Source organism: Streptomyces sp. SDT5-1 (genome assembly GCF_052245995.1).
Lineage (GTDB): Bacteria > Actinomycetota > Actinomycetes > Streptomycetales > Streptomycetaceae > Streptomyces.
The window spans coordinates 4,502,787-4,515,693 of sequence record NZ_CM125963.1 but is presented as its reverse complement, the minus strand read 5'-3'; the positions used below and the strand labels follow the sequence as shown (position 1 = coordinate 4,515,693).

The window sequence follows — 12,907 nt, the reverse complement described above, 5'->3', positions numbered from 1 at the left end:
ACAACCGGACCCGCCCACGGGTATGCGCGCCCCGCCCCGGAAACGTAAACGCCCCCCACGCACCCGCCAGAGCCGACCTACCCTTGCTGCCTTCCGGCCCTGGGGGAGTTCAGTCAGATAGCGCCACGTGAGGGGCTGCGCCCAGAGTACATGCTCGGGACGGCCCGAAACCACCTGCTCCGGCCCTCGCTCCCCACACCGATCCGATCATCGATCCGACCGAGGGGATCGAGTTCGCGAGCACTCCTTCCGGTCATGTAATGTCTCCAGCGGAGGATTCGCCTAGAGGCCTAGGGCGCACGCTTGGAAAGCGTGTTGGGGGCAACCCCTCACGAGTTCGAATCTCGTATCCTCCGCAGGCAGAAGGCCCGGACCGAGTGATCGGTCCGGGCCTTTGTCGTTGTTCGTTGTCGTGGTCGATGTCGTCGTCCGGCGGGCCCGGTCGGCTTCCTGGGGAAAACCCCACCCCCAAGACACCCCGCAGCCCCATGTCCCGCGAGGCCGGGAATCGGGAGGGTTGTGGCATGACCTCGACCAGCTTGTTCTCTGATTCCTCCGTGCGTGCCGGCGTCTCGTACCCGGAGTACGCGAAGCCGGTGCGGCGGCCCGGGTTCTGGCGGGCTCCGTTCTCCCGTGTCACGTATGGGGAGATCGGGCACGCGCTGACGTCGCTGCCCGTCGCGATCGCCGGGTTCGTGTTCGCCGTGACGATGTTCTGCCTCGGTGTGAGCACGCTCGTCGTGTGGGTCGGTCTTCCGGTGCTCGCGGGCGCGCTGGGCGGGGCGCGCGGGCTCGCGGCGGGCGAGCGGGGGCGGGCGCGTGCGCTGCTCGGGATGGATGTGGCGGCGCCGGCCGCGCCCGCCGCCGGGCTGCGCGGGCGGCTCGCGGACGGCGCCGGGTGGAAGGCGCTGCTCTTCCAGGTGGTGATGTTTCCGTGGCGCGTCCTGACGTTCGTGGTGACCGTCACGTTCTGGGTCACCGGCTGGGTCGTCGCGCTGTTCCCCACCTACTCGTGGGTGTTCCACCGCTACCTGGACTGGCCCGGCTACCGGATCTACGACTTCACGACCGACGCGGGCGTGCACCACGCGTACTACGTGGAGTCGCCCGCGCAGGTCGCCGCGGTCTCGGCGATCGGGTTCCTGCTCGTCTTCCTGACGCCGCTGCTGGTGCGCGCCCTGACGAGCCTGGACCGCGTCGCGATCCGCTCAATGCTGGGCGCCACCCGCTGAGCCCCGCGTGAGGACCGGGCGCAGCGCGTCCAGGACCGACACGTCGTCCACCGTCGACGGCACTGGTTCGTCCAGGCCGTCGGCAATGCCGCGCATGGTGCGGCGCAGGATCTTGCCGGAGCGGGTCTTGGGCAGCGCCGCCACCACGGCGACGTCCTTCAGGGACGCCACGGCGCCGATCCGGTCCCGTACGAGCTGCACGAGTTCCGCCTCGACCACCGCCGGGTCGGAGTCGACGCCCGACTTGAGGACCACGAAGCCGCGGGGGACCTGGCCCTTGAGGGAGTCAGCGACGCCGATCACCGCGCACTCCGCCACATCGGGGTGCGAGGCGAGAACCTCCTCCATGCCGCCAGTGGAGAGGCGATGGCCCGCGACGTTGATGACGTCGTCGGTCCGGCCCATCACGAACACGTAGCCGTCCTCGTCGATGTGTCCGCCGTCGCCGGTCAGGTAGTAGCCGTCGAAGGCGGAGAGGTACGAGGAGACGAAGCGCTCGTCGTCGTTCCAGAGGGTGGGGAGCGAACCGGGCGGCATGGGGAGGCGCACCACGATCGCGCCGTCCTCGCCGGGCGGCACCGGCTTCCCGTCACCGTTCACAACGCGCACGTCCCATCCCGGCAGCGGGAACGTCGGGGAGCCCGCCTTCACCGGAGCGGCCTCGATGCCCACCGGGTTCGCCACGATCGGCCAGCCGGTCTCGGTCTGCCACCAGTGGTCGATCACCGGGATGCCGAGCAGCTGGCTCGCCCAGTGGTACGTCTCCGGGTCGAGCCGCTCCCCCGCGAGGAAGAGGTACTTCAGGCCGCTGAGGTCGTACGCGCGCGTGAACGCGCCTTCCGGGTCGACCTTCTTGATGGCGCGGAACGCCGTCGGCGCCGTGAACAGCGTCTTCACGCCGTACTCCGCCGCCACCCGCCAGAACTGGCCCGCGTCCGGGGTGCCGACGGGCTTCCCCTCGTAGAGGACGGTCGTGGCGCCGGCGAGGAGCGGGGCGTAGACGATGTACGAGTGGCCGACGACCCAGCCGACGTCGGACGCGGTGAACATGGTCTCGCCGGGGCCCACGTCGTACACGGCCTCCATGGACCAGCGCAGGGCCACCGCGTAGCCGCCGCAGTCGCGGACGACACCCTTGGGCTTTCCGGTCGTCCCCGAGGTGTAGAGGACGTACAGGGGGTCCGTCGCCGCCATGGGGACGCACGGGGCGGGGCTCGCGGCGCGCATCGCGTCCGACCAGTCGAAGTCCCGGTCCGGCGTCAGTTCGCCCGGCCCTTCGGGGCGTTGGAGGACCACGCAGGCGTCCGGCTTGTGCGTCGACAGGTCGATCGCCTGGTCGAGGAGCGGCTTGTAGGGGACGACGCGGGAGCCCTCGATGCCGCAGGACGCCGAGACGACGACCTTCGGTGCGGCGTCGTCGATGCGGACCGCCAGCTCGTTCGCGGCGAATCCGCCGAAGACGACCGAGTGCACCGCTCCGATCCGCGCGCAGGCGAGCATCGCGACGACGGCCTCCGGGACCATCGGCATGTAGATGACGACCCGGTCGCCGCGGGTCACGCCGAGCCCGGTCAGCACGCCCGCGAAGGTCGCGACCAGTTCGGTCAGCTCCTCGTAGGCGTACGTGCGCGTGGTGTCGGTCACCGGCGAGTCGTACACGAGTGCGGGCTGGGCTCCGCGGCCGGCCGCGACGTGCCGGTCGAGGGCGTTGTGGCAGACGTTGAGCGTGCCGTCGGGGAACCAGCGGTGGAAGGGCGCCCGCGAGGAGTCCAGGGCGCGGGTCGGCGGCGTGTCCCAGTCGATCGCGCCGGCCGCCGCGAGCCAGAAGCCCTCGGGGTCGTCGGTGCTCGCTCGGAAGACTTCCTGGTACGACGGCATGCCCGCACTCCTTAGCGCAGTTCCCGCGGAAGCGACGGAAACACGATCAGGTCACGCGGTGACCGCCGTCAACAGGACGGCGGCGTCCGTCAGCGCGACGAGCCCGTGCCGTTCCTGCGGGATCGGGTGCAGCTGGCCCTGCGCGAGGGTGACGTCGCCGGAGACCGCGGTGAGGCGGACGCGGCCGCGCAGCACCTGGAGGGTGGCGGCGGGCGGGGCGTTGTGCTCCTCCAGATTGCTGCCCTCGGTCAGCGCGATGACGCTCTGGCGCAGCAGCGGGTCCTCCTTGACCAGGAGTTCCGCGCTGCGCCCGTGCTCGGCCTTGCGGGCGGCCGTCAGGTGCTCGTCGGCGAGGGCCGCGAGATCGTACGGGGCGGGTGTCGTGGCAGTCATGACGTCAGGGTTACCCGGGACGGCGGGCCCATGCGACGCGGTGGGGCCCGATCGTGGCGCCGCCGCGGCGGGGGCCCGGCATGGCGTCCTCGGCGGCGCGGCGCGATCATCGACGTATGAGCCGTAAGAGCCGCATGGACGTCACCCTCCACCTCGCCCAGGAGCCCGCCGCCGACGAACTGCTCGGCCGCAGCCCGCTCGCCGCGCTCGTCGGGATGCTGCTCGACCAGCAGGTGCCCATGGAGTGGGCGTTCGCGGGCCCGCGCACCATCGCCACCCGCATGGGCGTCGACGACCTGGACGCGTACGAGATCGCCGCCCGGGACCCCGAGGCCTTCGCCGCGCTGCTCTCCGAGAAGCCGGCCGTGCACCGGTACCCCGGTTCCATGGCGAAGCGGGTGCAGCAGCTGTGCCAGTACCTCGTGGATCACTACGACGGGGACGCGGCGGCCGTGTGGGAGGGCGTCGACAGCGGCAAGGAGGTGCTGCGGCGCCTCAACGACCTTCCCGGCTTCGGCAAGCAGAAGGCCCAGATCTTCCTGGCCCTCCTCGGCAAGCAGCTCGGCGTCCAACCGGAGGGCTGGCGCGAGGCCGCCGGTGCCTACGGCGAGCCCACCGCCTTCCGCTCGGTCGCCGACATCACGGGCCCCGACTCCCTGGCCAAGGTCCGCGCCCACAAGCAGGAGATGAAGGCGGCGGCGAAGGCGGAGAAGGCCGCGAAGAAGACCTCGTAGCCCGGGGAGCCCTCGCGCGCGGGCGTCACGCCCGCGCCCCGGTGTGTAGCCCATGAGAGGGGTTCTACGCGCGCGGGGATCGCCTCGACGGCCCGGCCGGGCAGATGAGCGGGCATGGGTGGTGTGCCGGTGCGGGTCGGCCCCGGGTGCCGGGGCGCGGCGCTGGTGCGTGCGCTCCTGGTGGTCGTCGCGCTGCTGTGCGCGCCGGTCGTCGGCGGCTCCGCCGAGGCGGCCGTGGCGCCGCCCGCCGTCTCGTCCGCCGCCTGCGAGCCGGGCGAGGAGCTGCGCGGGTCGCCCGAGGCGGGGCCCAGGGCGCCCGCGCGGCGCCCTGTCCTGATCCGCCCGGCCACGGCTCCGTGCGCCCCGCCGCGCGCCGCGCACGCCGAGCCGCCCACCGCGCCGTCCCGCACCGCCCTGCGCACCGTCGTCCTGCGCTGCTGACGGGTCCCGACCACCGGACCCGTACGCACCCACTTCGCGAAGGACGGCAGTACCCCATGCCCAAGGACCCGTACGCGCTCCTGCGTGCCCTGATGCGCGCCGAGGCCGCCCGCGGCGAGCGTGCCGCGGCGGAGCGGACTCCCCCGCCCGAGCCGCGGATCCGGCGCGCGCCGGACAAGAAGGACGACCGCTGACACCCGTTCCCCGCGCCCGCGAAGGGCGCGGGGAACCACGCGTCAACACGGCGCGCGCGACTACCCCGGAAGAGCCGCGAACACGCCCTCCTTCACCAACTCACCCGCCGCGCCACTCATTTCAGGCCCCGATGGGCGGCTCGACCGGTCCCGGTTGGAACCGGTTGCGACCGGTATTTACCCGCCCCGCACAGCGTCCCCATGGCTGCGCCCGGAGAGCCTCGCCCGGTAGGCTTTCCGTGTGATCTTCAAGCGCATCGGAAACGGCCGGCCGTACCCCGACCACGGCCGGGAAAGCACCCGGCAGTGGGCGGACGTCGCGCCGCGCCCGGTCCGCCTCGATCAGCTGGTGACGACCAAGGGCCAGCTCGATCTGGAGACCCTGCTCGCCGAGGACTCGACGTTCTACGGCGACCTCTTCGCGCACGTCGTGAAGTGGCAGGGCGACCTCTACCTGGAGGACGGCCTGCACCGCGCCGTGCGCGCCGCGCTCCAGCAGCGCCAGGTGCTGCACGCACGCGTGCTCGAGCTCGGCTGACCCCGCCTCACGGCCGTATTGGCCCTTTTGGGTTGGACTGAGCGACTGACCGTGATCATTTAATAGGCATCGTCGGTCCGTCGGATTACGCTGCGCTCATGAGCATGCTCACTCCACCCGGCATGGGCGGCAAATACCGCATCACAGGGGACAAATACCCCCGCATGCGGCGCGGCCGCCCGCGCAGCAGGATCGTGCTCGCGGTCGTCGCGTCCGTCGCCGCGATCGGGCTGATCGGCTGGGGCTCTTTCCAGCTGGTCGACGTCTTCACGGGCGGCGACAAGGCCAGCGCCGCGGGGGCGAAGTCCGGCGCCTGCGAGAAGCGGCCGAGCGCGTCGCCGTCCCCGGCCGCCAAGAAGCTGCCGAAGCCCTCCCAGATCACCGTGAACGTCCTGAACGCCACGGCCCGCAGCGGCCTCGCCAAGGACACCGCGGACGAGCTGAAGAAGCGCGGCTTCAAGATCGGTGACGTCGGGAACGCCACGAAGGCCTACGACAAGAAGGTCAAGGGCCCCGGCGTGCTGCTCGGCGCGTCGGCCGCCACCGAGGCCGCGCTGCCCGTCCTCGGCACGCAGCTGACCGGCGCCGAGCTGAAGGCGGACAAGCGCGACAAGCCCGCCGAGGTCGACCTGATCATCGGCTCCGGGTTCAAGAAGCTCGCCAAGAAGCCGGCCGCCGACAAGGCGCTGGCGGCGCTGAGCCACCCGAAGCCGAAGCCCTCGGCCTCCGGCAAGGGCTGCTGACACACCGGCTCCGGACAGCGAAAAGCCGCGGACGACAGGTCCGCGGCTTTTTCCGTTTCGGATACCGGTTACTCGGCGACCCCGTACATGCGGTCCCCGGCGTCGCCGAGGCCCGGCACGATGTACCCGTTCTCGTTGAGCCGCTCGTCGACCGAGGCCGTCACGACGGTCACCGGCGTGCCCGCCAGCTCACGCTCCATGACCTCGACGCCCTCGGGGGCGGCCAGCAGCACGACGGCCGTCACGTCGTCGGCGCCGCGCTTGATCAGCTCCTGGATCGCCGCGACGAGCGTGCCGCCCGTGGCGAGCATCGGGTCCAGGACGTACACCTGGCGCCCGGAGAGGTCGTCCGGCATCCGCGTCGCGTACGTCGCGGGCTGAAGGGTCTCCTCGTTGCGGACCATGCCGAGGAAGCCCACCTCGGCGGTCGGCAGCAGCCGCACCATGCCGTCGAGCATGCCGAGGCCCGCGCGCAGGATCGGCACCACCAGCGGGCGCGGGTGCGACAGCTTGACGCCCGTCGTGCGCGCGACCGGGGTGTCGATGTCGACCTGCTCGGTGCGCACGTCCCGGGTCGCCTCATAGGCGAGCAGGGTGACCAGCTCGTCGGCGAGGCGCCGGAAGGTCGGGGAGTCGGTGCGCTGGTCGCGCAGCGTGGTGAGCTTGTGCGCCACCAAAGGGTGGTCGACGACGTGGATCCGCATGTCCTCAACAGTAACCGGGCCGCAGGGCCCCGGCTCCCCCGCGCGGTGGCATCAACGGTGGGTGCGGAGGGAAGGTGGAAGGGACTCGCCGACTGGCGCCGACGAGGGCGGACTGGGGTGGTGTGGCGATGGCGGACGAGAAGCACGGGGAGCGGTCAGGCCGGCGGCCGGAGACGGCCGGGGCCGTGCCCGACGAGGAGACGGACGCCGAGCGCAGGCGCAGGCGGGCCGTCTTCCTGCGGGAACTCACCGAGGCGCGCGAGCTGCGGGCCAGGGTCCAGCCGCGCCGCGCCCGGGCCGCACGGATGCGTCAGCAGATGCGGATGCGCACGTTTCGCTGGTGACGAGGCTCACGGGACCCGGTGCGGAGCGGGGGCGCCGGGTCCGTTTCGGGGGCCTCGGAAGACGCGCCGCGAACACAGCGCGCGGAAGACCTCTCTTGGAGCCGTACTTTCTGCCACGATTCCGAGTGGGCGGGGCTTGAACTGCACTCCCCGCCTCCACAACCCCGCCGGGGGGATTCCCGACCGGCACACCTGAGACCAGTGGGAGAGTCACGGTGTACTTCGCCGCACTGCTCGCGCGCACCGAAGACGGGTGGGAAGCGAGCGACACAGAGCTCGACGACGTGGAGACCCTGTCGGACCTGTCCGACCTGGCCCGCGAGGCGGCGGCCGAGGCCGGCGCCGAGGACGACACGGTCCTCGTCTACATCGAACAAGAGGACGCGTGGTTCGGCGTCGTCCGCATCGACGGCGAGGAGGACCCTCGCATCTACGTCTCCGACGCGGCCGCGGCCGCCCGCAGCAGTTACGGCGAGATCCTGCTCACCGACGAACTGCTCGGCAAGGCTCCGAACGGTTCGGACGCCGTGGACGACCTGGACGCCCTCGACCTGGACGGGACGGAGGACGGAGAACCGGACGGTGAGGACGGTTCCGACGACGACGCCGGGGCCGAGGTGGTGCCGCCGGGGCCGCTCGGCGACAGCGAGGTCCTCGCCGACCTGGGCGTCGCCGAGAAGGATCTGCTCACGCTCGACGGGTCGGAGGCGTTGAGCGAGATCGCCGACGCCCTGGGCGCATCGGAGGTCCTCGAGGCGGTGCGCTGAGCGTGCCGGGGATACATTCCTCGCCGTGACACCTTCCTCTTCCTCCGCGGCCGTGCCCGATCCCGTACGCGATCCGTGGGCGCCGTCGATGCGGCGGGCCCTGGCGGAGGCCGGGGCCGCCGCGGCGGGCGGTGACGTGCCGGTCGGCGCCGTCGTGCTGGCGCCGGACGGGGTGACCGTACTGGCGGTCGCGCACAACGAGCGTGAGCTGACGGGTGATCCGACGGCCCACGCCGAGGTGCTCGCGCTCCGTCGGGCGGCGCGGCGGCACGGCGAGTGGCGGCTCACGGGGTGCACGCTCGTCGTCACCCTGGAGCCGTGCACGATGTGCGCGGGCGCGCTCGTGCAGTCGCGGGTCGACCGGGTCGTCTACGGGGCGCGCGACGAGAAGGCGGGCGCGGCGGGTTCGCTGTGGGACGTGATCCGCGATCGGCGGCTCAACCACAGGCCCGAAGTGATCTCCGGAGTGCTCGCCGACGAGTGCGCGGAGCCCTTGATCCGCTTCTTCCGGGATACGGATTTCAGACCACGGCCCACAATGGGCTAGAGTTCCTCTCGGTAGCGTGTCCGAGCGGCCGAAGGAGCTCGCCTCGAAAGCGAGTGAGGGGAAACTCTCCGAGGGTTCAAATCCCTCCGCTACCGCCACCCGAAGAGGGCGGATCCATCCGGATCCGCCCTCTTCGTCGTATCCGCCCATGCGCATACGGAGAGCCCCGGCGCCGGTGAAAGGTGTCGGGGCTCTTTGCGTCGTGGTGGGGGTCGGGGGGAGTGGTATCGGGGGGACAAACCACTCCCCCCGGTGGGGACGGCTCCCGTAGTCCGCGCCGCGTTCAGGGGGGAAGTCGCGGCGTGGACCCCGCAGTCGGGGTCGCGTCCCTGCCCTTCGGATTCCTGCCAGACCCTCCGGGCTCATCACCAATACTGCCGCTTTGCGGGGGTCTTGGACGGCGGCAAAGGACCCATAACCGGAGGCCGTTGGTCCTTAAAGGTCACGTAGGTGATCGTCCGCGTTAGACTCGCCGCCGGCCGGCAGGGGCACGGGATCGGATCCGGGTACGGGGAGGCAGCAACGTGGTGCAGTCGAAGAAAATCGCGCTCTTCGTCGGGGTGGTCTTCGTGCTGTACGTGATCATCACGGACCCCGCCAAGGCCGCCGACTACGTCCAGATAGGGTTCGAAGGCGTATCGTCCGCCGCCCAGTCCATAGGCGACTTCATGACCTGGGTCGTCAACGGTGGGAAGTAGCCCCAGGGAGCAACCGTGATCCGCCATCTGGTCCTCTTCAAGCTCAACGACGGCGTGAGCCGCGACGAACCGCGCGTGGCCGCCGGCGTCGAGGCCTTCCGCGCCCTGGGCGAGAAGATCCCCGAGCTGAGGTTCTGGGAGTGCGACTGGAACATCACCGACCGCGAGATCGCCTACGACTTCGCGATCAACTCGGCCGTCGAGGACACCGACGCCCTGAAGCGGTACCTCGAGCACCCCGCGCACCAGGAGGGCGTCGCGATGTGGCGCGAGTTCGCCACGTGGGTGATCGCGGACTACGAGTTCTGAGCCCGGCGCCCCCGCCGCGTCACACGATCGAGGAGCCTCTCACCGGAATCGGTGAGGGGCTCTCGCGCGTCCCACGCCCCTTCGCACGCCCTCCCGCGCCCCCGCCGCTCCCCTCTCCACCCCTCAACTAGGGCTTCAACACGGAGTTATGCGGTGCTTGCACACAGTGCACATGTCTTGTGATGCTATGACCGCTTTTGACCGATGAGTTGACGGAAACAGAGGTGGAGTTGACCGTGCCGGCCAGTACTGCGCCTCAAGAAGCACCGCCCACGACCCCGAAGAGCCGCGGCGCCGACGCCCGCGCCCTGACCCAGGTGCTCTTCGCCCAGCTCAAGGACGTCCCCCCGGGCAGCCCGGAGCACTCCCGCCTGCGCGGCGCCCTGATCGAGGCCAACCTCCCGCTCGTGCGCTACGCCGCGGCCCGCTTCCGCAGCCGCAACGAGCCGATGGAGGACGTCGTCCAGGTCGGCACGATCGGGCTCATCAACGCCATCGACCGGTTCGACCCGGACCGCGGCGTCCAGTTCCCGACCTTCGCGATGCCCACCGTCGTCGGCGAGATCAAACGGTACTTCCGCGACAACGTACGGACCGTGCACGTGCCCCGCCGCCTGCACGAGCTGTGGGTCCAGGTGAACAGCGCCACCGAGGACCTCACGACCGCCTTCGGCCGCTCACCGACCACCGCCGAGATCGCCGAGCGGCTGCGCATCGGCGAGGAGGAGGTGCTCGCCTGCATCGAGGCCGGCCGCTCGTACCACGCGACGTCCCTGGAGGCGGCGCAGGAGGGCGACGGCATGCCGGGCCTGCTCGATCGGCTCGGCTACGAGGACCCGGAGCTGGACGGCGTCGAGCACCGCGACCTCGTACGGCACCTCCTCGTACAGCTGCCCGAACGCGAGCAGCGGATCCTGCTGCTCCGGTACTACAGCAATCTCACGCAGTCGCAGATCAGCGCGGAACTCGGTGTCTCGCAGATGCACGTGTCAAGGCTCCTCGCCCGCAGCTTCGCCAGACTTCGTTCCGCAAACAGGATCGATGCGTAACTCGAACGGGTAGACCACCCTCGCGGGGCTTTCCCGGCGGGAACCGTTTCACCACCCGCCACACCCCCTGTTTCCTGCGCCGATCCGCCCCTTCCATGTCGACATGTCACTACAGCGTGTTGCCGACATGTGACATTCTGCTGGAACGGCGTTTGGCGCAGCCCCGCGTCCGGTATTCAGGTGGAGGCTGCGCTCTTACCTGACGGGAGCGTCCGCCGCGACCGTCCGCGACCTCAAGGGGGTGGCATGTCCGCAGACCAGGGCAGCTCGAAGGTGCTCACGCTCACGCCCGGCGCGCCCGCCGCGACCGATGGGTTGGGCGAGCAGATGCCTGCCGCGCTGATCGACGCTCCTGTTCCCACGTCGGTTCCGGCGCAGCCCGCCGAGAGCCCCGAGGTGTCGGGGACGCCCCCGACGCAGGGTTCCATCGACACCCGCACCCTGTCCCGCTCCCTGTTCCTGCGTCTGGCCACGCTCGACGAGCACAGCCCGGAGCGGGCGTACGTCCGCGACACCCTGATCGAGCTGAACCTGCCGCTCGTGCGGTACGCGGCGGCCCGCTTCCGCAGTCGCAACGAGCCGATGGAGGACATCGTCCAGGTCGGCACGATCGGCCTGATCAAGGCGATCGACCGTTTCGACTGCGAACGCGGCGTGGAGTTCCCGACCTTCGCGATGCCCACGGTCGTCGGCGAGATCAAGCGCTTCTTCCGCGACACCTCGTGGTCGGTGCGGGTGCCGCGCCGCCTCCAGGAGCTGCGGCTCGCCCTGACCAAGGCGAGCGACGAGCTCGCGCAGAAGCTGGACCGCTCGCCGACCGTCCCCGAGCTCGCCGCCGTGCTCGGCGTCTCCGAGGACGACGTGGTCGACGGCCTCGCGGTGGGCAACGCGTACACGGCGTCCTCCCTCGACTCCCCCGCGCCCGAGGACGACGGCGGCGAGGGCTCCCTCGCGGACCGCCTCGGTTACGAGGACACGGCCCTGGAGGGCGTCGAATACCGGGAGTCGCTGAAGCCGCTGCTCGCGAAGCTGCCGCCGCGCGAGCGCCAGATCATCATGCTCCGGTTCTTCGCGAACATGACGCAGTCGCAGATCGGCGAGGAGGTCGGCATCTCGCAGATGCACGTCTCCCGGCTGCTCACGCGGACACTCGCGCAGCTGCGCGAGGGCCTGATCGCGGACTGACCGACCGGCCCGGGTTCCCGCAACCCGGGTCCCGGTCTTCCGATTTGACGGCGCGTCAGACACACTGGCGCGATGCTGCGGACTTGGTTGCTCGGTCACAGGAAGGCCGCCGTCGGCGTCGCTTCGGTCGCCGTGGTGTGCGCGAGCACGGGCGTCGTCGTCGCCCTCGACGGCGGTGAAGGACCCGACGGCTACGTGGCCGTGGGTGCGGCGGGAGCCGCGCCCACGAAGCCGGGCGACCGGGTCGCACCCACCGGCAAGGTGCGGCTCGTACCTCTCGACCCACCGGAGGCGGACAGCCCCGGTGGGTCTTCCGCTGCCGGGGGCGCCCCGGCGGGGAAGGCCACGGGCGGCGCACCGGAGGCCGGCGGCGCGGCCGGGCTCGGCGACGTACCCGCGAGCGGGGAGAGCCCGAGCGGGAGCGGTGCGCCGTCCGGCGCGGCGAAGCCCCCGAAGGGCGCCGCTCCCGGCAAGGGCGGGGACGAAGAACCCTCGGCGTCGCCCTCGACGGGGTCGGGCGGCTCCGGCGGATCGAGCCCCGCGGGCCCCGCCGTGCTCAAGGTGGGCGAGCCCGTGCTGAAGAAGGCGGACAAGCGCTGGTGCCAGAAGGTGACGCTGCCGCTGACCAACTCCGGTGGCAGCGCCGTGCGTTCGGGCACCGCCACGTTCGAGACGCACGTCATCGGCGCGCTGGGGATCGACTGGGCGACCCTCGAGGTCACCAAGAAGCTCCCCGTGCCCATCGGGGCCGGGGAGCAGGTGCGGAAGACGTGGACGGTGTGCGTCGACTCGTGGCGCGTCCCGCTCGGGATGCGCCTGGAGACGAAGGACGTCGACGTCGACTGGAAGTGAGCCGCCTCCGGGGAGCGGACTACTTGAACGCGAGCCAGGCGACCGCCGCGACGACGACGACCGCGAGCACGATGCCGACGATCAGGCCGGCGCCGGGGCCCGACTTCGCGGGTGCGGCCGCCTGGCGGCGCCCCTGAGGCTGCTGTTCGTCGACGAAGGCGCGGAACATCTGGGTGCTGCCCGCGGGGTCGGGCGTGCCCTGGGGGCCGGGACCTTGGGGGTTGTTAGCCATGGAGCAGGACCCTAGCGAATTGCCGCGAAGGGCGCCACAGTCCGTTGGCGACCCGTCTGAGCTGCGA

The 12,907-nt window shown here is 71.3% G+C and carries 18 protein-coding genes, 2 tRNA genes and 1 other RNA gene; 16 read left to right on the top strand and 5 right to left on the bottom strand.

What is annotated here, in order from left to right; genetic code table 11:
- Positions 1–41 precede the first annotated feature (41 nt).
- An RNA gene (gene ffs, locus ACTWJ8_RS20830) (signal recognition particle sRNA small type) lies at positions 42–140 on the bottom strand.
- A 131-nt stretch (positions 141–271) separates the two neighbouring features.
- Here ffs and ACTWJ8_RS20825 point away from each other — a divergent pair.
- Together ACTWJ8_RS20825 and ACTWJ8_RS20820 are read left to right on the top strand one after the other, a co-directional pair.
- Positions 272–356 (top strand) — tRNA-Ser (locus ACTWJ8_RS20825).
- Positions 357–524: 168 nt separating this feature from the next.
- Complete coding sequence (locus ACTWJ8_RS20820) at positions 525–1,232, top strand: sensor domain-containing protein (RefSeq protein WP_356386234.1); 708 nt, start codon at positions 525–527, stop codon at positions 1,230–1,232.
- Here the strand turns inward: ACTWJ8_RS20820 and ACTWJ8_RS20815 are convergent.
- Positions 1,209–3,110, bottom strand: a complete 1,902-nt coding sequence (locus ACTWJ8_RS20815; protein ID WP_443259988.1) for a propionyl-CoA synthetase — start codon at positions 3,108–3,110, stop codon at positions 1,209–1,211. The genes ACTWJ8_RS20820 and ACTWJ8_RS20815 overlap by 24 nt on opposite strands.
- A gap of 51 nt (positions 3,111–3,161) precedes the next feature.
- On the bottom strand, positions 3,162–3,503 hold the full coding sequence (locus tag ACTWJ8_RS20810; RefSeq protein ID WP_356386240.1) for a cupin: 342 nt from the start codon (positions 3,501–3,503) through the stop codon (positions 3,162–3,164).
- Between the two features lie 134 nt (positions 3,504–3,637).
- Here ACTWJ8_RS20810 and ACTWJ8_RS20805 point away from each other — a divergent pair, with 134 nt between their 5' ends.
- From ACTWJ8_RS20805 to ACTWJ8_RS20785, 5 genes are all read left to right on the top strand, one after another.
- On the top strand, positions 3,638–4,237 hold the full coding sequence (locus ACTWJ8_RS20805) for an HhH-GPD-type base excision DNA repair protein (RefSeq protein WP_443264948.1): 600 nt from the start codon (positions 3,638–3,640) through the stop codon (positions 4,235–4,237).
- A 114-nt stretch (positions 4,238–4,351) separates the two neighbouring features.
- Complete coding sequence (locus tag ACTWJ8_RS20800; RefSeq protein ID WP_443259987.1) at positions 4,352–4,678, top strand: hypothetical protein; 327 nt, start codon at positions 4,352–4,354, stop codon at positions 4,676–4,678.
- A gap of 56 nt (positions 4,679–4,734) precedes the next feature.
- A complete protein-coding gene (locus tag ACTWJ8_RS20795) occupies positions 4,735–4,872 on the top strand; it encodes a hypothetical protein (protein ID WP_356386245.1) in 138 nt (45 codons plus the stop codon).
- 241 nt (positions 4,873–5,113) lie between these two features.
- The gene (locus tag ACTWJ8_RS20790) at positions 5,114–5,410 is read left to right on the top strand and encodes a type II toxin-antitoxin system VapB family antitoxin (RefSeq protein ID WP_003955420.1); all 297 of its coding nucleotides are present in this window, start codon (positions 5,114–5,116) and stop codon (positions 5,408–5,410) included.
- A 98-nt stretch (positions 5,411–5,508) separates the two neighbouring features.
- On the top strand, positions 5,509–6,153 hold the full coding sequence (locus ACTWJ8_RS20785) for a LytR C-terminal domain-containing protein (protein WP_356386248.1): 645 nt from the start codon (positions 5,509–5,511) through the stop codon (positions 6,151–6,153).
- 68 nt (positions 6,154–6,221) lie between these two features.
- Here the strand turns inward: ACTWJ8_RS20785 and upp are convergent, their stop codons facing one another.
- The gene (gene upp / locus ACTWJ8_RS20780; RefSeq protein ID WP_356386251.1) at positions 6,222–6,857 is read right to left on the bottom strand and encodes a uracil phosphoribosyltransferase; all 636 of its coding nucleotides are present in this window, start codon (positions 6,855–6,857) and stop codon (positions 6,222–6,224) included.
- A 128-nt stretch (positions 6,858–6,985) separates the two neighbouring features.
- On the opposite strand from upp, the gene ACTWJ8_RS20775 reads away from it, so the two are divergent.
- The 9 genes from ACTWJ8_RS20775 to ACTWJ8_RS20735 all read left to right on the top strand — a co-directional run bounded on the left by ACTWJ8_RS20775 (position 6,986) and on the right by ACTWJ8_RS20735 (position 12,608).
- On the top strand, positions 6,986–7,201 hold the full coding sequence (locus ACTWJ8_RS20775) for a hypothetical protein (protein ID WP_356386254.1): 216 nt from the start codon (positions 6,986–6,988) through the stop codon (positions 7,199–7,201).
- A 215-nt stretch (positions 7,202–7,416) separates the two neighbouring features.
- Complete coding sequence (locus ACTWJ8_RS20770; RefSeq protein WP_443259986.1) at positions 7,417–7,968, top strand: tRNA adenosine deaminase-associated protein; 552 nt, start codon at positions 7,417–7,419, stop codon at positions 7,966–7,968.
- 88 nt (positions 7,969–8,056) lie between these two features.
- A complete protein-coding gene (gene tadA, locus ACTWJ8_RS20765; RefSeq protein ID WP_356386736.1) occupies positions 8,057–8,515 on the top strand; it encodes a tRNA adenosine(34) deaminase TadA in 459 nt (152 codons plus the stop codon).
- 10 nt (positions 8,516–8,525) lie between these two features.
- A tRNA-Ser gene (locus tag ACTWJ8_RS20760) sits at positions 8,526–8,613 on the top strand.
- A 429-nt stretch (positions 8,614–9,042) separates the two neighbouring features.
- Positions 9,043–9,213 (top strand): hypothetical protein, encoded by a 171-nt coding sequence (locus ACTWJ8_RS20755; protein ID WP_356386762.1) that lies wholly within the window; start codon positions 9,043–9,045, stop codon positions 9,211–9,213.
- Positions 9,214–9,228: 15 nt separating this feature from the next.
- Positions 9,229–9,522 carry a Dabb family protein gene (locus tag ACTWJ8_RS20750; protein WP_356386262.1) on the top strand — a complete coding sequence of 98 codons (294 nt, stop codon included), beginning with the start codon at positions 9,229–9,231 and terminating at the stop codon, positions 9,520–9,522.
- Between the two features lie 224 nt (positions 9,523–9,746).
- The gene (locus ACTWJ8_RS20745; protein ID WP_356386265.1) at positions 9,747–10,571 is read left to right on the top strand and encodes an RNA polymerase sigma factor SigF; all 825 of its coding nucleotides are present in this window, start codon (positions 9,747–9,749) and stop codon (positions 10,569–10,571) included.
- A gap of 246 nt (positions 10,572–10,817) precedes the next feature.
- Entirely contained in the window at positions 10,818–11,756 is a 939-nt protein-coding gene (locus ACTWJ8_RS20740; RefSeq protein ID WP_356386267.1) for an RNA polymerase sigma factor SigF, read from the top strand.
- 72 nt (positions 11,757–11,828) lie between these two features.
- Positions 11,829–12,608: a hypothetical protein gene (locus ACTWJ8_RS20735; RefSeq protein ID WP_443259985.1), complete on the top strand. Its 780-nt coding sequence runs from the start codon at positions 11,829–11,831 to the stop codon at positions 12,606–12,608.
- A 19-nt stretch (positions 12,609–12,627) separates the two neighbouring features.
- Here the strand turns inward: ACTWJ8_RS20735 and ACTWJ8_RS20730 are convergent, their stop codons facing one another.
- Positions 12,628–12,840 (bottom strand): hypothetical protein, encoded by a 213-nt coding sequence (locus ACTWJ8_RS20730; RefSeq protein ID WP_356386273.1) that lies wholly within the window; start codon positions 12,838–12,840, stop codon positions 12,628–12,630.
- Between the last annotated feature and the right edge of the window lie 67 nt (positions 12,841–12,907).